Raw genomic sequence first — 19,231 nt, 5'->3', positions numbered from 1 at the left:
GCAGAACTCGATCAAATACCAAATGCGACAGATGAAGAAAAGGCAGCAGCCAAAGCGAAAGTTGATGAAGCAGTGACGACTGCTAAAAACGCGATAGACCAAGCGACAAATAATGCAGGTGTAGACACTGCTAAATCTTCAGGTGCAGACGCGATCAATCATGTTCAACCAACGGTTGTTAAGAAAGACGAAGCGAAAACAGCAATCGATAATGCAGCGCAAGCAAAGAAAGCAGAAATCGATCAAACACCAAACGCAACAGAAGAAGAAAAAGCAACAGCCAAAGCGAAAGTTGATGAAGCAGTGACATCAGCTAAAAACGCGATAGACCAAGCGACAAATAACGCAGGTGTAGACACTGCTAAATCTTCAGGTGTAGACGCAATCAATCATGTTCAACCAACGGTTGTTAAGAAAGACGAAGCGAAAACAGCAATCGATAATGCAGCGCAAGCAAAGAAAGCAGAGATCGATCAAACACCAAACGCTACAGATGAAGAAAAAGCAACAGCGAAAGCGAAAGTCGATGAAGCAGTGACAACTGCTAAAAACGCGATAGATCAAGCGACAAATAACACAGGCGTAGACACTGCTAAATCTTCAGGTGTAGACGCGATCAATCATGTTCAACCAACGGTTGAGAAAAAAGCACAAGCAAAGAACGCAATAGATGAAGTAGCTCGTGCTAAGAAAGCGGAAATAGACCAAACACCAAATGCAACAGATGAAGAAAAAGCAGCAGCCAAAGCGAAAGTTGATGAAGCAGTAACTACAGCTAAAAACGCGATAGACCAAGCAACAAATAACGCAGGTGTAGATACAGCAAAAGCAAACGGTGTAGATTCAATTAACAATGTGCAACCAACGGTTGAGAAAAAAGCACAAGCAAAACAAGCAATTGACAAAGCAGCCGAAGTTAAAAAAGGAGAAATCGATCAAACGCCTAATGCTACAGATGAAGAAAAAGTAGCGGCAAAAGCTAAGGTAGACGAAGTAATTAAAATTGCGAAAGAAAATATTGATAAATCTTTAAACAACAGCGAAGTTGATGCATCTTTAAGTAAAGGTAAATTGGATATAAATAAAGTTCAAACTACAGTTATTGCGAAAAATAAAGCACTTAAACATCTGATGGATATTGCAACTAAGCAAAAAGAAATCATTGATTCAAATAAATCTGCAACTTATGAAGAAAAAATGCGTGCAAAACATAAGATTGATCAAATAATAAATCAAGCTTTTGCAGAAATTAAAAAAGCGAAAAGTAATAGAGAAGTTAAAGCAATTGATATTAAATATAGTAAGTTAATTACACAAATAAATACCTTAGCTAAAGCTAAACTAAACGCTAAAAAAGTAATTTTAAGTAAAGGTAAGGATATAGTAGAAAAAATAGAGAATTCACAAAATATTTCTAATGAAGAAAAGAATAAGTTAAAGACACTTGTAGATAATATTGTTAAAAGTTCATTATTAAGAATTGATAAAGCTACACATGATACTCAATTGAGTCAAATTGTTGAAGAAACTGAAGCTAAACTTAACGATATTAAATTTAATAAAATGAAAAATACTGAAAAAATTTCTAAAATAGAAAAAGAAGCTTCTAAAAATAAAAATCCTAGAGTCAATTCTAAATTAAAATTAATAGAATTTAATGGAAATACTTTATTACCTAATACAGGTATTAAAAAAGTAGAAGATGTTGTACCATTAACTCAATTGTCTTTAATCAGTGGATTATTCTTACTATTAATATCAAAGCGAAGAAAAAATGTTAAATAAGATTGAAATACGCTCTTTACCGGTAATCAGAAATTAAATTTTAAAAGAACTTCCTTCAAACGTTTAAATCCTAATTTGTTTGAAGGAAGTTCTTTTGTTCTATTTAAAAATGGCTGCTTCATGTCCAGCAACATGGCCAGTTACTAATGCACTAGTAATATTATAGCCACCTGTATAACCGTGAATATCTAATACTTCTCCACATAAAAATAAACCAGGTTGTATTTTTGACATCATCGTTTTTGGCCAAATTTCTTTTAAACTTACACCACCACCAGTTACAAAGGCTTTATCAATTGGTAAAGTGCCGTTCACTTTAAAGGTAAAGGCTTTAAAACAGTCAACTAATTTTTTTAGTTGTTGGTTTGATATGTGATGATATGTAGTATTTTCATCGATTTGAGCTTGTTTGAGCATAAATAACAAATATCGTTCTTCTATAAGTCCTCTTAAACTATTTTTTATGTACTTATCAGGTTCTTCAATTAAAATAGATGTTATTTTTTCCTCTAGAACATGATTTTTGTATTCTGGAAAAACATCTAATTGCATATTAATTTCTTTTTTCTTTTGATTTTTTTGTTCTTTATAAACAAATTGACTACATCTTAGTGCTGCTGGTCCACTTATACCAAAATGAGTAAATATCATATCCATTTGATGGCTAATTCGTTTTTTACCGTTTTTCTTAAGCACGGATAATTCTACATCTTTAAGACTTAAACCTTTGAGTTCTTTGGATTTAATAAAGTGTTCTGCTGAAGTAATAGGAACTTCAGTAGGGAAGAGTTCAGTAATGCTATGACCTAAACTTTCCGCAAATTTGTAGCCATCTCCAGTTGAACCAGTTTGAGGTACACTTGTGCCTCCAGTTGCAATGATGACACTTTTACTTAAAAATGAGCCTTTATCAGTTCTAACTGTAAATATCCCATTGTCTTCTACATTAATATCGTTAACGATCGTTTCTTCTTTAATATCGACTTTATTTTGTTTAATGGTGTTTACAAGTGTATCTACTACATCTTGAGATTTATTAGATACTGGAAACATACGGCCGTGATCTTCTTCTTTTAATTTGACGCCTCTAGATTCAAAAAAGTGTATGATTGATTCGTTATCAAATACAGAAAAAGGGCTATATAAAAATTTTCCATTACCTGGTATATTTTTAATTATTTCTGCATATGGTAATCGATTCGTAACATTACATCTACCGCCACCAGAAATTTTAAGTTTTCTACCTAAACCTTTCTTTTTCTCTAATAAAAGTACTTTTTCACTTTGCTCAGATGCAGCAACTGCAGCCATGAGTCCGCTAGGTCCACCACCTATGATTATTGTTTGATACATTGAGAAACCTCCGTCTTATTATCTTAGTGCTATTATTATAATTTAAATTACGATTGAATTATTAACAATTTTAGTTATAATTTAAGATTGGTTCATTAACAAATGAATATATCTTGATTTATTATGCGTTTAAACCTAAATTTAGTAAAACTATTAAAGTCATTAGTAAACAATTAGTATTTTGTGATATATTTTATAGTAATGCAAGCCCTTCAAAAAGGTTTTAAATTAAATAAATTGATTATTAAAAAGGCAGGAAGATTAAATATGAGTGAAAATAAGGAAATGGTAAGAGGTACCTTTCTCATTACATTAAGTATTCTAATAACTAAAATATTAGGTGTACTTTTTGTAATTCCTTTTTATGCCATTATGGGTGCAAATGCGGAAGAAAAGTTAGCACCATTTAACTATGCATATGTTCCATATAATATCGCAATTGCTGTTGCAACAGCGGGAATACCATTAGCAGCCTCAAAATTTGTAGCTAAGTACAATGCTTTAGGTGCGTATAAAGTTGGACAGAAATTATATAAATCAAGTTTTATCGTTATGTCCATATCAGGAATAATAGGATTTTTAATTCTATTTTTCTTAGCGCCAGATATTGCTTCTCTAACTTTAGGACGTAAAGAGGGCAAAGGCGGATGGACAATTGATGATATTACTTGGATCATTCGAGTGATAAGTATGGTAGTTGTATTTATACCATTACTTGCTACATGGCGTGGTGTATTCCAAGGGTACGAATCAATGGGACCTACAGCTGTTTCTGAGGTAACAGAACAACTCGCTAGAATTGTGTTTATACTTATCGGAAGTTTCTTAGTATTAAATGTCTTTCATGGTTCTTACTTACAAGCAAATGGTATAGCTACGTTTGCAGCCGCGATAGGTGCTATTGCTGGTTTACTAACGCTTTGGTATTACTGGCGAAAACGTAAGCCACATATTCAAAAAATGGTAGCATCCGATAATTCTGGACTAGATGTTTCTTATACTAAAATGTATAAAGAAATAATTTCATATAGTATTCCATTTGTTATTGTAAGTCTGAATTTCCCACTATTTAATTTAGTGGACCAATTTACACACAATAATGCATTAGATGCAGCAGGATTCCATGCGAATAAAGACTATTTCTTTACTATCTTAAACTTTACAACAAACAAAATTGTTATGATACCAACATCATTAGCAGCGGGTTTTGCAGTTAGTTTAATACCATTTATTACCAAGACTTTTGCTGAAGGTCGCTTAACAGAAATGCATCGTCAAATTAGAACGTCTATTGGCGTATTAATGTACATAACAGTGCCAGCAAGTCTTGGAATAATGGCATTATCATCTCCTTTATACACTGTATTCTATCAATATAATCCAGATGGTAATAAAATACTATTTTACTATGCACCAGTTGCAATTTTAATTTCTTTATTAAGTGTAACTGCGTCAATGCTACAAGGGATTAACAAACAAAAATTAACAGTTTTTGTAATTTTAGGATCTGTAATTGTTAAATTAATCTTGAATATTCCATTAATTATGATATTCCATACAGCAGGTGCAGTATTAAGTACTGCTATTGCGCTTACAGTCGCTAACATCGCGAACCTAATGATTTTGAAAATTTATGCTAAATTCCATTTTACAGATACATTTGTTCAAGTTGCTAAAATTTTCATTTATAGTTTAATCATGATGATAAGTGTTGAAGTTGTTTACTTTATTTTAAGCTTGTTCATATCTGTCGATCGTAAATCTGGAGCGTTTATTATTCTGATTATTGGCGTTATTGTAGGTGGTCTCATCTATGGTACAATTACAATTAAAAATAGATTGGCTGATGAGTTTTTAGGAGATTTACCTGGTAAAATTCGTCGAAAAGTTGGTTTCTTAAGATGAGATTAGATAAATTTTTAGCTAATATGGGTGTGGGAACACGTTCTGAGGTAAAGCAACTTTTAAAAAAAGGGACCGTTACAGTTAACGATTCGATAGAGAAATCACCTAAATGTCATATTAATCCAGAAGACGATATTGTGATGGTAAATGGAAAACAAATTACGTTTATTAATCATATTTATATTATGCTCAATAAACCTAAGGGCTATATTTCAGCTACGCATGATGGAACGAATCGCACTGTCATAGATTTAATTCCAGAATATCAACATTTAGATATCTTTCCTGTTGGTAGATTAGATAAAGATACAGAGGGATTATTGCTTATCACAAATGACGGTCAGTTTAGTCATGAATTGATGAGTCCCGTTAAACATGTATCAAAGACATATGAAGTCATCTCTCAACATACGATATCTGATGATGATATTGAAGCTTTTAAGCAGGGGATCACGCTATCTGATGGACCAGTTAAACCTGCTTTACTAACAAGAGTAAATGAGACTACGTCACAGGTGACCATTTATGAAGGTAAGTATCATCAAGTTAAAAGGATGTTTCATGCCATTGAAAATGAGGTATTAGAATTAAAACGTCTTAAAATCGCTAATTTGGCGTTAGATGAAAATCTTAAATCTGGTGAGTATAAGTTACTCTCAGATGACGAATTAAAGCTTTTACAGCATTCATAAAGGAGAAGGTGTTTACTATGTCTAAAACTACAGGCTTATTTAGAATTATTGCTGGTGTCGGTGCTGCAACTGCAGCAGTTGTATTATCTCGAAAAGAAAGTAGAGACAAATTAAAAGAGCAATATAATAAATACAAAAAAGATCCAGAAAGTTATAAAGAAAATGCAAAAGGATTAGCGAGTCAATTAGGTTCAAAAGCTAATGAAACAATTCAAGAGGTTAGAAATAACCCTCAAGAATACGCTAATCGCTTGAAAAATGATCCAAAATCATTCTTAGAAGAAGAAAAATCAAAATTTACTAATTTAGATGCAAACAAAGAAGATGCACTAGAAGAAGGTAAATTTGATGATGAAGGTGGCGCTACTGTTAATAACAATTTAAGAGTAGTCACTGAAGAAGATTTAAAGAAAAATAAAAATGCGTTAGAAGATAAAGATTAATTTTGTGATATTTATAAGCGCAAGAGAAATAACATTATGATAATGCTACTTTGCCAATAGGCAGTAGCTGACTGAACTGAGAATACACTTAAATCATGCTTTTTTCAGTTCTGGTCATCCTTTCGGGGTGGGACAACGAATTTAAAAAGAATTCTGTTCCATTCTTTTTTTATAAATATGGAATGAAAGATTTGTGTACAAAAAATTAAATGTCATTGATATGTATGATTTACACAAACTGCGTCATATAGCGTATAAATATGGAGGTTTTATAAAATTTTTAACATAAAATTTTATAAAATCTATAAATATTCTGACATCTTACTGTAATTTTTCGTTATAGTTATGTAAAATAAACTGTATATTTATTGAAAAGGAAGTTGATCTCGAATGTGGAAAGAGAAAGTTCAAGAATATGAAGGTCAAATAATCGATGATTTGAAAGGTTTACTTTCGATTGAGAGTGTCAGAGATGATTCAAAAGCATCTGATGAAACTCCAGTTGGTCCGGGGCCTCGTCAAGCGCTTGATTATATGTACGAAATAGCACAAAGAGATGGTTTTTCTACCCATGATGTAGATCATATTGCAGGCAGAATTGAAGCAGGTAAAGGTGACGATGTTTTAGGTATTTTATGTCATGTCGATGTCGTGCCTGCAGGAGATGGATGGGACTCAGATCCATTTAATCCTGTGGTAACTGATGATGCAATTATTGCTAGAGGTACGCTAGATGACAAAGGACCGACAATAGCAGCCTATTACGCAGTCAAAATTTTAAATGAAATGAAAGTTGATTGGAAGAAACGTATTCATATCATTATTGGTACAGATGAAGAGTCAGATTGGAAATGTACTGAAAGATATTTCCAAACGGAAGAAATGCCAGCATTAGGATTTGCACCTGATGCAGAATTTCCAGCTATTCATGGAGAAAAAGGAATCACAACTTTCGATTTAGTTCAAAATAGTACGTCTGAAGATCAAGATGAACCAGATTATGAATTGATTTCGTTTGAATCTGGTCAACGTTACAATATGGTACCTGATCATGCTCAAGCACGCGTATTTGTCAAAGAAAACATGACCGACGTTGTTCAGCATTTCGAACACTATTTAGATGAGCATAAACTACAAGGTGAGAGTGTCGTTGATAGTGGAGAGTTAGTCCTAACGGTTGAAGGTAAAGCTGTTCATGGTATGGATCCATCATTAGGTGTTAATGCTGGCTTATACTTATTAGATTTCTTATCAACATTAAATCTAAATCAAACAGCAAGAGAATTTGTAGACTTTAGTAATCGTTACCTTCACGAATCACATTTTGGTGAGAAGATGGGAATGAAATTCCATACAGATGTTATGGGCGATGTAACTACAAATGTTGGTATTATTTCTTATGACCATAAACATGCTGGCCGATTTGGTATTAATTTACGTTATCCACAAAATTTTGAATTTGAAGAAGCTATACAGCGATTTACTAAAGAAATTAAAGAATATGGATTTGATCTTGAATTAGGCAAAGTTCAGCAACCTCATTTTGTAGACAAAAATGATCCTTTTGTACAGAAATTAGTTACAGCTTATAGAAATCAAACTGGCGATATGTCTGAACCCTATACAATAGGTGGAGGTACATATGCTAGAAACCTTGATAAAGGTGTGGCATTTGGAGCCATGTTTGAAGATTCAGAGGATTTAATGCATCAAAAGAATGAATATATTACTAAAAAACAATTATTCAATGCAACAAGTATCTATTTAGAAGCAATTTACTCACTATGTGTGGAGGGATAAACTATGACAAAAGTATTTATTAACGGTGAATTTATCGATCAAAGTGAAGCAAAAGTCTCTTATGAAGATCGTGGTTATGTATTCGGTGATGGTATTTATGAATACATTCGAGCATATGACGGGAAATTATTTACAGTTACAGAACATTTCGAGCGTTTTATAAGAAGTGCTGCGGAAATACAATTAGATTTAGGATATACAGTCGAAGAATTAATTGATGTAGTTAGAGAATTATTAAAGGTAAATCAAATAAAAAATGGTGGCATTTACATCCAAGCTACACGTGGTGTAGCACCAAGAAATCATTCTTTCCCAACACCTGACGTAAAGCCTGTCATTATGGCATTTGCTAAAAGTTACGATCGACCTTTTGAAGATTTGGAAAACGGAATCAATGCAGCAACTGTAGAAGATATTAGATGGTTGCGTTGCGACATTAAAAGTTTAAACCTTTTAGGAAATGTACTTGCAAAAGAATATGCAGTTAAATACAACGCAAGTGAAGCAATACAACATAGAGGCGATATAGTTACAGAAGGTGCTTCAAGTAATGTGTATGCAATTAAAGATGGTGCAATCTATACGCATCCCGTTAATAATTACATTTTGAATGGTATTACGCGTAAAGTAATTAAATGGATATCTGAAGATGAAGATATTCCATTTAAAGAAGAAACGTTTACTGTTGAATTTTTGAAAAATGCTGATGAAGTCATTGTTTCAAGTACATCTGCCGAAGTGACACCTGTTGTTAAAATAGATGGTGAGCAAGTTGGTGAAGGCACAGTAGGACCTGTTACGCGCAAACTTCAAGAAGGATTTAATAAATACATTGAAACGAGAAGTAATTAATTAAATAAATAATTGATTATTAAAGAACGTACTGATTCTAAATTTATAGAATTTGAGTACGTTCTTTTTGATTTTATAATGTAAATAAATTTCATGAATTAAATTAAAAATACGCAGTTTAAAGGTCTGAAAATGTGTTATAATAAAACCTAAAGATTGAAACGTAATTTAGCCATAATCGACTAGTAAAATGTATCTTTTTGTTTCTCATTTTCAGTTGAAAAAGAAGGCTAAAAATTATAAAATCATCATTGAGTGATAAAAGAGACGTATTTATTTAAATAAATGTTTGGGGACAGTAACAATTTATTTATAATAATAACTTATGTATAAAAATATAATTATTTAGAAATATATAGTCGTGTTTTCCAACAAACGATTATATCAAATTAGAATATATGGCTCTTGAAAACTATATTTCTCGAGCCATTTTCTAATTGAAAGTGAGGTGAACGAGTTGGAGCAGTTTTATCAATTAGGGTGGACACTTGATTCAGCAGGAGGTGCTTCTGGTGAAGCATATATGGCTGAACAGGACGGTCAAAAGCTATTTTTAAAGCGTAATTCTAATCCATTTATTGCAGCATTGTCAGCTGAAGGTATTGTACCTAAATTAGTATGGACCAAACGTATTGAAACAGGTGAAGTTGTCACAGCCCAACACTGGAAAAATGGCAGAGAACTTGAACCAGATGAAATGTATCAAGCACGTGTTGCTGCATTGCTTAAAAAGATTCATGGTTCTAAACCTTTACTGAATATGCTTAAACGTATGGAAATGGAACCCATCACGCCTAATATCATGTTGAAAAAGATTAATGCATCACTATCAAGAGAAGTATTAACACATCACATTATTCGTAAATCATTAACATACCTTGAAGAACATATCCCCAATATGGATTCTCGTTTCTTTACGGTTGTACATGGAGATGTAAATCATAACAACTGGCTACTATCTGATAGAGATGAATTATTCTTAGTAGATTGGGAAGGCGCAATGATTGCCGATCCTGCTATTGATATTGGAATGCTGCTCTATAACTACGTTCCCGAAAAAAATTGGTCTGACTGGTTTAAGACGTATGGCGTAGAAGAAAGCATAGACTTAAATAAACGTATGAAATGGTATACAGTCATTCAATCAATTGGTATGGTTCAATGGTATGAAGAGCAAAAAAGATTCAAAGATATGAATAATTGGCTAAAATTTTTAAACGAGGTTATGAATAGTAATTTATTTATCTAAGGGAGATTTCAAGTATGAGAGTTCGCTATAAACCATGGGCGGAAGATTATTTAAAAGAACATCCTGATTTAGTAGATATGGATGGCACACATGCAGGAAAAATGTCGGAGTGGTTTGATAAAGAACAACCCATCTATATAGAAATTGGCTCTGGTATGGGGCAGTTTATAACAACGTTAGCCTCTAAATTCCCAGAAATTAATTTTGTATCTATGGAACGCGAAAAAAGTGTCATGTATAAAGTACTAGATAAAGTGAAAGAACAAGGCCTGACAAATTTAAAAATGATATGTAATGACGCTATAGAATTAAATGAGTATTTCAATGATGGTGAAGTTGCACGAATTTATTTAAATTTCTCTGACCCATGGCCGAAAAAAAGACACGCTAAACGTCGATTAACATATCATACTTTTTTAGCGCTATATCAACAAATCCTTAAAGAAGATGGAGAAATCCATTTTAAAACGGATAACAGAGGCTTATTCGCGTTTAGTTTAGAAAGTATGTCGCAATATGGTATGTACTTTACTAAATTAAATCTCAATCTTCATGAAGAAGATGATGAAGATAATATATTGACAGAATATGAGAAGAAATTTTCCGATAAAGGTTCTAGAATTTATCGAATGGAAGCAAAATTTCATAAAGACATTGAACATTAATTTAAAGTTGTGACTTTGATCATCATGAAGATTCACGGTAGTTAGTGAGATTGAGTGAAGGCTAATGCATCACTTGTTATAGTTTAAAACGTCATTCCAAGAGTGGAACATTGAATTCGACAAGAATTCTGTTCTGCTCTTTTCTGTTTATATATTCTTAAATTGGATATTGTAATGTAAGATTATTTCATATATTGAAATACTTGATAAATAAAAAGATGGAAGGTGTTTAATATGAAGTTAGGTGCATTTAATATCACTTATTTAAATGGCGGTATGACGCAAATGGATGGTGGTGCTATCTTTGGCGTTGTACCTAAACCGCTGTGGACGAAAAAGTATGATGTGAATGAAAGAAATCAAGTTCCTAACTTAACATATCCAATTTTAATTCAGACTGGCGATAAGAACATTATCATCGATGCTGGAATTGGAAATCATAAATTAACAGACAAACAACTTAAAAATTATGGTGTCGAATATGAAAGTCATATTCAATTTGATTTAGAAAAATTAAATTTGACTGTGGAAGATATCGATATTGTATTAATGTCACATATGCATTTTGACCATGCGACAGGGTTAACGGATACTGAGGGTAATTCTATTTTTCCAAATGCAATGCACTATGTGCAACAAGACGAGTGGCATGAATTTATAAGTCCAAACATTCGTAGTAAAGCAACCTATTGGGAAATAAATAGAGGTACATATGAAGATAAAATGATACTTTTTGATGAATTCATTGAAGTTTATCCAGGGATTCATATGAAGCATGTTGGTGGTCATAGTTATGGACAATCAATTATTACAATTGAGAGTGAAGGTGAGCGTGCAGTTCACATGTCCGATATATTACCTACAAATGCACATACCAATCCACTTTGGGTTATGGCATATGATGATTACCCAATGACGTCTATTCGAGAAAAAGAAAGATTAATACCATACTTTATTTATCATGATTATTGGTTCTTATATTATCATGATCATGTTTACTTCGCGACGCAATATGAGTCAGATGGAAAGACGATTAAGCAATCAATTAAAAGATAAAGAAAGTGATATAAAGCGATTTGGTAACGTTGTTATCCATTTTTTAATGAACGATTATAATAGGGAGCCGGACTAAGAATTTATATTCATTCAGTCCAGCTCCCTATTATGTTCAGTTTATTATAATTCAATAATATTTAAAATTTCACCAGATTTTGCATCTGCATAAAAGATATATTCCATCTTTTGATCATTCTTAACTTGAGTAATGCCGCCTTGAAAAATGAAACGATTTGGATATAGATTGTCATCTACATACGGCTCATGAAGAATAAACGATCCTGTGATGTTCATAAAGTAAGATTTGGCTTCATCCAATACTTTATCAGGATTTTGCATTTTATTCTTTTCTTTTAGGAAATAAATAAAAAAGACAGTGGCTATACCTGTAACTAGAGCAACTGAAATTGAGATGTATTTGTAAGTTTGACGTGTCATAATCTCTACCTCTCTATTAATAGTTCTTATCATTAGTGTACCATATTCAAAATGATATAATACATTTAAGGAGTGTGTTAGTTAAGATGGATAAGCATAAAACATTAGAACGAATTAAGGCATTAACCGAATTACATGGTGCACCAGGTTTTGAAGAGGATGTACGAAATTATATGAAAAATGAAATGTCACCGTATGTTGATGAGTTTATCGTAAATCGTATGGGTGGTTTCTATGGCGTTAAAAAATCTAAAAAAGCTAATGCTAAGAAGGTAATGATTGCTGCGCATATGGATGAAATAGGGTTCATGATTACAAACATTACTTCGAATGGTATGCTACAGTTTACCAATCTTGGTGGTGTAGCAAACGATATTTGGCAAGGTCAACGTCTTCAAGTAAAAAATAGAAAAGGCGACATTATAGTAGGGATTGTCTCTAATATTCCGAAACATTTTAGAACAGGCAACGAAGCGGTGCCAGAAATAAAAGATTTGATGCTAGATATCGGTGCAAGTTCTGATGACGAAGTAAGACAGATGGGAATAGAAATAGGAGATACGATTGTTCCGAATACTGAATTAACGCAATTAACTGAACATCGATATAGTGCGAAAGCATGGGATAATCGATATGGTTGTGTCATTGCGATTGAAATATTAGAATTGTTGAAGAGTGTCGATTTGGATGTTGATTTATACGTTGGCGCTAATGTTCAAGAAGAAGTAGGCTTACGTGGTGCTAAAGCAGCAGCTGAACTCATTCAACCCGATGTTGCACTTGTAGTGGATTGTTCTCCAGCAAATGATATTAAAGGTGCAAATCAATTATCAGGTGAATTAGGTGAAGGGACTTTAATTCGAATTAAAGACGGTACCATGATTTTACAACCTGAATTTAGAGACTATCTACTTAAATTAGCAGATGATAATAATATAAATTACCAATATTATATTTCACCGGGTGGCACAGATGGTGGTGAAATTCACAAAGCTAATATTGGTATTCCAACTGCTGTAATTGGTGTTTGTGCTAGATACATTCACAGTACTAATGCTGTTTTTGATATTAGAGATTATTTCTCAGCAAGACAATTACTAGAACAAGTTATACTCAACTTAACTGAAGAACAAATTAATAAATTACAATTTCAAGAATAAGGAGCGAATAGAATGATTAATTTAGAATCTGAATCACAATTCAAGTCACTTAAGAAAGAGCATACCGTATTTGAATTTACGGCAGGTTGGTGTCCTGACTGTCGTGTCATTGAACCTGATTTACCTCAATTGGAAGAGAAATATAATGATTTTAACTTCGTTTCTGTAGATAGAGACCAATTTATAGATTTAGCCATAGAACATGATATTATGGGTATTCCAAGCTTTTTAGTATTTAAAGATGACGAATTAGTAGGAAGTTACATTGGAAAAGAACGCAAATCTATAGAACAAATCGATGAATTTTTAAGTCAGTTTGATAAATAGATAAAGCATTTAAAAGGTTTTTAGAATGATATGTACAATTGATTTTTTCTGTAATTGACCACTAATTTATTGTAAAATAGGATAAGGTGCGAATATAGGAGTGTTAAACATGAATGTTTTTCAAGTAAGAGATAAATTGAAACAACGTTTAGCGCATTTAAATGTTGATTTTAAATTTGATCGTGAAGAAGAAACGTTACGTATATATAGACAAGACAATCATAAAGGCGTAACAATCAAATTAAACGCTATTGTCGCTAAATATGAAGTCCAAAAAGAGAAAATTATAGATGAGATTGTATATTATGTCGAAGAAGCCATCGCTCAAATGGATGATCAAAGTATTGAGAAAATGAATGACATTCAGATTATGCCTGTCATTCGTGCTACAAGCTTTGATAAAAAAACAAAAGATGGTCATCCATTTATAATTGAAAAGCATACAGCAGAAACAAATATCTATTATGCACTCGATTTAGGTAAGTCTTATCGCTTAATTGACGAAAGTATGCTTGAATCACTTGGATTGACTGAACAACAAGTTAAGGAAATGTCACTATTTAATATACGTAAACTTAATAATCAATATAAAACAGATGAAGTTAAAGGGAATATTTTTTATTTTGTAAACTCTAATGATGGCTATGATGCCAGTCGTGTTTTAAATACCAAATTTTTAGATGATATCTATCAACAATGTGAAGGTGAAATGTTAGTAGCTGTACCACACCAAGATGTGTTAATTATTGCTGATATTCGAAATAAAACTGGTTATGATGTAATGGCACATTTAACTATGGAATTCTTTACTAAAGGATTAGTCCCTATTACTTCATTATCATTTGGTTATGAAAAAGGTCACTTCGAACCTATCTTCATTTTGGGTAAAAATAACAAACAAAAAAGAGACCCCAATGTAATACAACGATTGGAAGCAAATCGTAAAAAATTTAATAATAAGAAATAATTGATATAGAGGAGATTTAAAATGAATTTATTTTACAATAAAGAAGGCGTAGGGGATGTAGCTTTTCTACAAATTGAACCTACAGATGGACCGTTTGAATATAAGAAATCTGGAGATGTTGTTGAAATTAATAAAGAAGGAACGATTGTTGGCTTCAATCTATTTAAGTTTTCAAATTATCATCAATTCAACGGTAATGGACATATTAAATTAACTTCTGAGCTTGTAGATGCATTACAAAAAGCTATTAATGAATCTGGATTAACGTATCAACTAAATGCAGATTTATCTCCTAAATTTGTAGTTGGTTATGTTGAAACTAAAGATAAGCATCCAGATGCGGATAAATTAAGTATTTTAAAAATAGATGTCGGTAATGACCATTTACAAATCGTTTGTGGTGCGCCAAATGTAGAAGCTGGACAAAAAGTGGTTGTTGCTAAAGTTGGTGCCGTAATGCCAAGTGGAATGGTTATTAAAGATGCTGAATTACGTGGTGTTGCTTCAAGCGGTATGGTTTGCTCAATGAGAGAATTAAATTTACCTAATGCACCTCAAGAAAAAGGTATTATGGTTTTAAGTGATGACTATAAAGTCGGTCAAGCATTTTTTGATGAATAGAGGAAGGAAGTGAATGTATGAGTTGGTTTGATGATTTATTTAGTAACAAAGACAATTCTGATGATGAATTGCTTAGACGCAAAAGTAAACGTCGCAATGGCGATCTAACTCAAAGCAAAGACGATTCATTACTTCCTGAAAATAATGATATTTACGATCGTCCAAAAGGTAAGTTTCGATTCCCAATCGATGTGGGTCGAGATGAAACGTATGAAGAAGCAACTTATCGCGAAAGTAATGATGATAAAGAGAACCATTCAACATTGAAAGATAATCAATACGGTTCATATGAATATGATGACTATACGGGTCACATGAATAGTTACTCAGATGATGATCGAGCTGAAAATGCAAGAAGACATCGTAGAAGACAACATGTGAGTCAAGATGATTCTGGTATGCCTTCTATTAAGTCAAGAACTTCTCAAACATCAAGTAGAACTCATAATACGAGTACATCTCAACGTTTTAACAAACGTCAAAATACACATTCTAGAACGAATACTGCTAATTACAGAAGCGCTAATTCAAATCAATCTAGGATGAAATTACAATCAGAAAGATTCAAATCGAATTATCATTTGAGTTCTGAACCTACATATCACCGTTCAAGTTTTAAAACTTCAGAAGTACCATCAGCTATTTTCGGAACTAAAAAGCGTAGACCTATTGAAAACGGTGTTATACCACCAGTGAAAGATGACACAGATACAAGTGAGTCTAAAACCAAGCATCATTCGAGCACGGTAGAACACGTTCCGCATGAAAGTAAAAATGAAAAAGATAGCAGACAAAAATTTGATGGTGAACATTTAACTTCACAAGAGAATGCACCAGTTAACAGTGAACAACAATCAATCGTTGAAGGAAATGCTGATACTTCTAATCACTATGAACGTACGCCAAACTATTCAAAACGTGATAACACGGTAAATATAGAAAATATTTATGCTTCTCAAATCGTAGAGGAGATTAGAAAAGAAAGAGAGCGTAAAGTTCAACAAAAACGTAAATTTAAACAAGCATTGCAAAACAAACGTCAACAGACTGATGAAGAAGATAGTATTCAAAGAGCTATTGATGAAATGTATGCTAAGCAAGCTGAACAATATATTGGCGAAAGTTCATTAAACCACTCTGACCATTTACATAGTGATGTAACAGAGGGTGTTAATGATGAGTACAAAAACAACAATGACCATGTTGAGAGCCAAGCACAAGTAGAAGACGTTGCACATCATGAGACATCTAACGCTCAATCGAAAGATGATAGTGACATAGACCATAATATTGAACAACAAGAGTATATCGAAGAGACAAATGCACCATATAATTATGAAGAGATTGATTTAAACCAAGTTTCAAGTGTGCAAGAAGTTAACCAAGATGATGTACAGGTTAAAGATGTTCCAAATGATCAATTATCAAATGTTAATCATGATGAGGCACAACGTCATTCTAATGAAGCGATTGACGAATCTACAAAAGAATCAAATTACCATCACGACGTAGCAGATGAAGAAGCGGTACAATTACAATCTAATAATGATGATTCAGATAGTTTAAGTGAAAACATTCATGACGACAACCATAATGGAACTGTTGATGATGCACAATTTAGAGAAATAGATGACGTGGAGTCACACACTGACAGTATGTCCGAAAATGAATCTTTATCAGATGAAACATCTGCCATAGAAGATGATGAAGATGTATCAACTGAAAATGTGAATCATGCAATTAGAAATGCTGTAACGTCTGAAGTGGAATATGCTACTAAAGAAGATGACGAAACGAATGGAGTCTCTCAAAATACAAATATAGAGAGCCAAAATGTATCACAGTCAACGAAAACACATAATGACCCTTCTAATAAAATGGATGATTCATTTGCAGTTAAAGATACAGATGAATCAGTACAAGGTGTGGAAGATGAACACATTAACAATGGCGACGATAAATCAGAAATAACACATAAGGAAGCTAAAAAAGTACCTGAAAAAATGTCTATCACGCCAGGAAGTAAACCGTTTAATGTAGTTATGACACCTTCTGATAAAAAAAGAATGATGGATGCAAAAAAAGAATCTGTATCGAAACATAAAGTGAATGTGCCAGAATTAAAGCCTGAGACAAAACAACATGTTCAAACTAAAAAGCGTGAATCAGAAGTCAACCATCATACAAATGAATCTCGTGACAATGAAAATACATTATCTGAGTCTCGAACAGAGTCTACGCATTCAAACTATCATATCAATCATTCAGATGAACAAGATAAAAATTTAAATAATGACATAAACAGAGATGACGATAACCTAGTAGAAGAACCTCTCGAAAACAGCCAAAATACTGATACAGACAGTGAAGAACAATCTAACCAAGCTGTACATTCAAATCATGATATGAACAATCATCAAGAAATGAATGCAACAGTTTCAGCAGACGATCAAACTATTGTATCTTCAAACCACCATCAAAAAGAAGAGCATAATGCTAAAGGTACAATTAGAAGAGGTCCAAATATTAAACTACCTAGCCTTGATTTATTAGAAGATCATGAAGCACATGAAATCGATGAGGCATGGATTGAAGAGAAGAAACAAGAGCTAAATGATGCCTTTTATTATTTTAATGTACCGGCTGAAGTACAACATGTAACTGAAGGACCAAGTGTAACTCGGTTTGAATTGGCAGTGGAGAAGGGTGTCAAAGTTTCACGAATTACAGCTTTACAGGATGATATTAAAATGGCGTTAGCTGCGAAAGACATTCGAATTGAAGCACCAATTCCTGGAACAAGTTTAGTAGGTATTGAAGTACCAAACTTAAATCCTACGAAAGTTAACTTAAAATCTATTTTAGAAAGTCCAAAATTTAAAAATGCTGAGTCTAAATTAACCGTAGCTATGGGTAATAGAATTAACAATGAACCATTGTTAATGGATATTGCTAAGACACCACACGCCCTAATTGCGGGTGCAACCGGATCAGGTAAATCAGTCTGTATCAATAGTATTTTAATGTCATTACTTTACAAAAATCATCCAGAAGAATTAAGGTTATTACTAATTGATCCTAAGATGGTTGAACTTGCACCATACAACGATTTACCGCATTTAGTTTCACCGGTTATTACTGATGTTAAGGCAGCCACACAAAGTTTAAAATGGGCCGTTGACGAAATGGAAAAACGTTACAAATTATTTGCGCAATTCCATGTAAGAAACATTACTGCTTTCAACAAAAAAGCACCATATGAGCAAAGAATGCCAAAAATTGTTATTGTTATTGATGAGTTAGCAGATTTAATGATGATGGCACCGCAAGAGGTAGAACAATCAATCGCTCGAATAGCACAAAAGGCACGTGCATGTGGCATTCATATGTTGGTTGCAACACAACGACCATCTGTCAATGTTATTACTGGCTTAATTAAAGCCAATATACCTACACGCATTGCATTTATGGTATCTTCAAGCGTTGACTCAAGAACGATTTTAGACAGTGGTGGTGCGGAACGCTTATTAGGCTATGGCGATATGCTTTACTTAGGTAGTGGTATGAATAAACCAATTCGTGTCCAAGGTACATTTGTTTCAGATGATGAGATTGATGATGTAGTTGATTTCATTAAAGAACAAAGAGAACCGAACTATTTGTTCGAGGAGAAGGAATTACTTAAAAAGAACCAAACACAAGCTCAAGACGAATTATTCGATGATGTGTGTGAATTTATGGTTAAAGAAGGACATATTTCCACTTCATTAATTCAAAGACACTTCCAAATTGGATATAACCGTGCTGCACGAATCGTAGACCAACTTGAACAGTTAGATTATATTTCTGGTGCAAACGGTTCTAAACCTAGAGATGTATTTATTACTGAAGCAGATTTAAAGAAAGATTAAATTAAAG

Annotated in this window: 16 protein-coding genes; 14 read left to right on the top strand and 2 right to left on the bottom strand. The window is 32.9% G+C overall.

The window, feature by feature from the left end; translation table 11 throughout:
* Positions 1-1,785: DUF1542 domain-containing protein (locus tag JVV30_RS10830; protein ID WP_204194218.1), on the top strand; the 1,785-nt coding region annotated here is incomplete at its 5' end.
* Positions 1,786-1,884: 99 nt separating this feature from the next.
* Here the strand turns inward: JVV30_RS10830 and JVV30_RS10825 are convergent.
* Positions 1,885-3,138: a BaiN/RdsA family NAD(P)/FAD-dependent oxidoreductase gene (locus JVV30_RS10825; protein WP_070855679.1), complete on the bottom strand. Its 1,254-nt coding sequence runs from the start codon at positions 3,136-3,138 to the stop codon at positions 1,885-1,887.
* Between the two features lie 267 nt (positions 3,139-3,405).
* Here JVV30_RS10825 and JVV30_RS10820 point away from each other — a divergent pair, with 267 nt between their 5' ends.
* The 8 genes from JVV30_RS10820 to JVV30_RS10785 all read left to right on the top strand — a co-directional run bounded on the left by JVV30_RS10820 (position 3,406) and on the right by JVV30_RS10785 (position 11,800).
* Positions 3,406-5,043, top strand: coding sequence for a putative polysaccharide biosynthesis protein (locus JVV30_RS10820; RefSeq protein WP_053030516.1), 1,638 nt, complete (start codon positions 3,406-3,408; stop codon positions 5,041-5,043).
* Entirely contained in the window at positions 5,040-5,735 is a 696-nt protein-coding gene (locus JVV30_RS10815) for a pseudouridine synthase (RefSeq protein ID WP_053030514.1), read from the top strand. Before JVV30_RS10820 ends, JVV30_RS10815 begins: the two co-directional genes overlap by 4 nt.
* A 17-nt stretch (positions 5,736-5,752) precedes the next feature.
* Positions 5,753-6,178, top strand: coding sequence for a YtxH domain-containing protein (locus JVV30_RS10810; protein WP_204194216.1), 426 nt, complete (start codon positions 5,753-5,755; stop codon positions 6,176-6,178).
* Positions 6,179-6,568: 390 nt separating this feature from the next.
* Positions 6,569-7,978 carry a Cys-Gly-3M3SH dipeptidase gene (locus JVV30_RS10805; protein WP_053030510.1) on the top strand — a complete coding sequence of 470 codons (1,410 nt, stop codon included), beginning with the start codon at positions 6,569-6,571 and terminating at the stop codon, positions 7,976-7,978.
* 3 nt (positions 7,979-7,981) lie between these two features.
* On the top strand, positions 7,982-8,830 hold the full coding sequence (dat, locus tag JVV30_RS10800; RefSeq protein WP_070855680.1) for a D-amino-acid transaminase: 849 nt from the start codon (positions 7,982-7,984) through the stop codon (positions 8,828-8,830).
* Positions 8,831-9,287: 457 nt separating this feature from the next.
* Positions 9,288-10,079, top strand: a complete 792-nt coding sequence (locus JVV30_RS10795; RefSeq protein ID WP_053030507.1) for a phosphotransferase family protein — start codon at positions 9,288-9,290, stop codon at positions 10,077-10,079.
* 14 nt (positions 10,080-10,093) lie between these two features.
* A complete protein-coding gene (gene trmB / locus JVV30_RS10790; RefSeq protein ID WP_053030505.1) occupies positions 10,094-10,744 on the top strand; it encodes a tRNA (guanosine(46)-N7)-methyltransferase TrmB in 651 nt (216 codons plus the stop codon).
* 234 nt (positions 10,745-10,978) lie between these two features.
* A complete protein-coding gene (locus JVV30_RS10785; RefSeq protein ID WP_053030504.1) occupies positions 10,979-11,800 on the top strand; it encodes a YtnP family quorum-quenching lactonase in 822 nt (273 codons plus the stop codon).
* 120 nt (positions 11,801-11,920) lie between these two features.
* Here JVV30_RS10785 and JVV30_RS10780 read toward each other — a convergent pair whose 3' ends face one another.
* Positions 11,921-12,238 carry a hypothetical protein gene (locus JVV30_RS10780; RefSeq protein WP_053030503.1) on the bottom strand — a complete coding sequence of 106 codons (318 nt, stop codon included), beginning with the start codon at positions 12,236-12,238 and terminating at the stop codon, positions 11,921-11,923.
* An 86-nt stretch (positions 12,239-12,324) separates the two neighbouring features.
* Between JVV30_RS10780 and JVV30_RS10775 the strand changes: the two genes are divergently transcribed.
* The 5 genes from JVV30_RS10775 (at position 12,325) to JVV30_RS10755 (ending at position 19,224) form a co-directional block, all read left to right on the top strand.
* Positions 12,325-13,398 carry a M42 family metallopeptidase gene (locus JVV30_RS10775; RefSeq protein WP_070855681.1) on the top strand — a complete coding sequence of 358 codons (1,074 nt, stop codon included), beginning with the start codon at positions 12,325-12,327 and terminating at the stop codon, positions 13,396-13,398.
* A gap of 12 nt (positions 13,399-13,410) precedes the next feature.
* Positions 13,411-13,725 carry a thioredoxin family protein gene (locus JVV30_RS10770; protein ID WP_070855682.1) on the top strand — a complete coding sequence of 105 codons (315 nt, stop codon included), beginning with the start codon at positions 13,411-13,413 and terminating at the stop codon, positions 13,723-13,725.
* Between the two features lie 109 nt (positions 13,726-13,834).
* Positions 13,835-14,692 carry a DUF1444 domain-containing protein gene (locus JVV30_RS10765; protein ID WP_053030495.1) on the top strand — a complete coding sequence of 286 codons (858 nt, stop codon included), beginning with the start codon at positions 13,835-13,837 and terminating at the stop codon, positions 14,690-14,692.
* Between the two features lie 21 nt (positions 14,693-14,713).
* Positions 14,714-15,313: a YtpR family tRNA-binding protein gene (gene ytpR, locus JVV30_RS10760; protein ID WP_070855683.1), complete on the top strand. Its 600-nt coding sequence runs from the start codon at positions 14,714-14,716 to the stop codon at positions 15,311-15,313.
* 17 nt (positions 15,314-15,330) lie between these two features.
* Positions 15,331-19,224 carry a DNA translocase FtsK gene (locus JVV30_RS10755; protein WP_070855684.1) on the top strand — a complete coding sequence of 1,298 codons (3,894 nt, stop codon included), beginning with the start codon at positions 15,331-15,333 and terminating at the stop codon, positions 19,222-19,224.
* The last annotated feature ends 7 nt before the right edge of the window (positions 19,225-19,231 follow it).

Source organism: Staphylococcus sp. GDY8P47P, from assembly GCF_016892225.1.
Classification (GTDB): Bacteria; Bacillota; Bacilli; order Staphylococcales; family Staphylococcaceae; genus Staphylococcus; species Staphylococcus borealis.
This window is presented reverse-complemented; position numbering and strand designations above follow the sequence as displayed.

Excerpts from the sequence above, each read along its gene's own strand:
- JVV30_RS10825 (WP_070855679.1), bottom strand. The coding sequence starts at position 3,138 with ATGTATCAAACAATAATCATAGGTGGTGGACCTAGCGGACTCATGGCT.
- JVV30_RS10820 (WP_053030516.1), top strand. The coding sequence starts at position 3,406 with ATGAGTGAAAATAAGGAAATGGTAAGAGGTACCTTTCTCATTACATTA.
- JVV30_RS10815 (WP_053030514.1), top strand. The coding sequence starts at position 5,040 with ATGAGATTAGATAAATTTTTAGCTAATATGGGTGTGGGAACACGTTCT.
- JVV30_RS10810 (WP_204194216.1), top strand. The coding sequence starts at position 5,753 with ATGTCTAAAACTACAGGCTTATTTAGAATTATTGCTGGTGTCGGTGCT.
- JVV30_RS10805 (WP_053030510.1), top strand. The coding sequence starts at position 6,569 with ATGTGGAAAGAGAAAGTTCAAGAATATGAAGGTCAAATAATCGATGAT.
- dat (WP_070855680.1), top strand. The coding sequence starts at position 7,982 with ATGACAAAAGTATTTATTAACGGTGAATTTATCGATCAAAGTGAAGCA.
- trmB (WP_053030505.1), top strand. The coding sequence starts at position 10,094 with ATGAGAGTTCGCTATAAACCATGGGCGGAAGATTATTTAAAAGAACAT.
- JVV30_RS10785 (WP_053030504.1), top strand. The coding sequence starts at position 10,979 with ATGAAGTTAGGTGCATTTAATATCACTTATTTAAATGGCGGTATGACG.
- JVV30_RS10780 (WP_053030503.1), bottom strand. The coding sequence starts at position 12,238 with ATGACACGTCAAACTTACAAATACATCTCAATTTCAGTTGCTCTAGTT.
- JVV30_RS10775 (WP_070855681.1), top strand. The coding sequence starts at position 12,325 with ATGGATAAGCATAAAACATTAGAACGAATTAAGGCATTAACCGAATTA.
- JVV30_RS10770 (WP_070855682.1), top strand. The coding sequence starts at position 13,411 with ATGATTAATTTAGAATCTGAATCACAATTCAAGTCACTTAAGAAAGAG.
- JVV30_RS10765 (WP_053030495.1), top strand. The coding sequence starts at position 13,835 with ATGAATGTTTTTCAAGTAAGAGATAAATTGAAACAACGTTTAGCGCAT.
- ytpR (WP_070855683.1), top strand. The coding sequence starts at position 14,714 with ATGAATTTATTTTACAATAAAGAAGGCGTAGGGGATGTAGCTTTTCTA.
- JVV30_RS10755 (WP_070855684.1), top strand. The coding sequence starts at position 15,331 with ATGAGTTGGTTTGATGATTTATTTAGTAACAAAGACAATTCTGATGAT.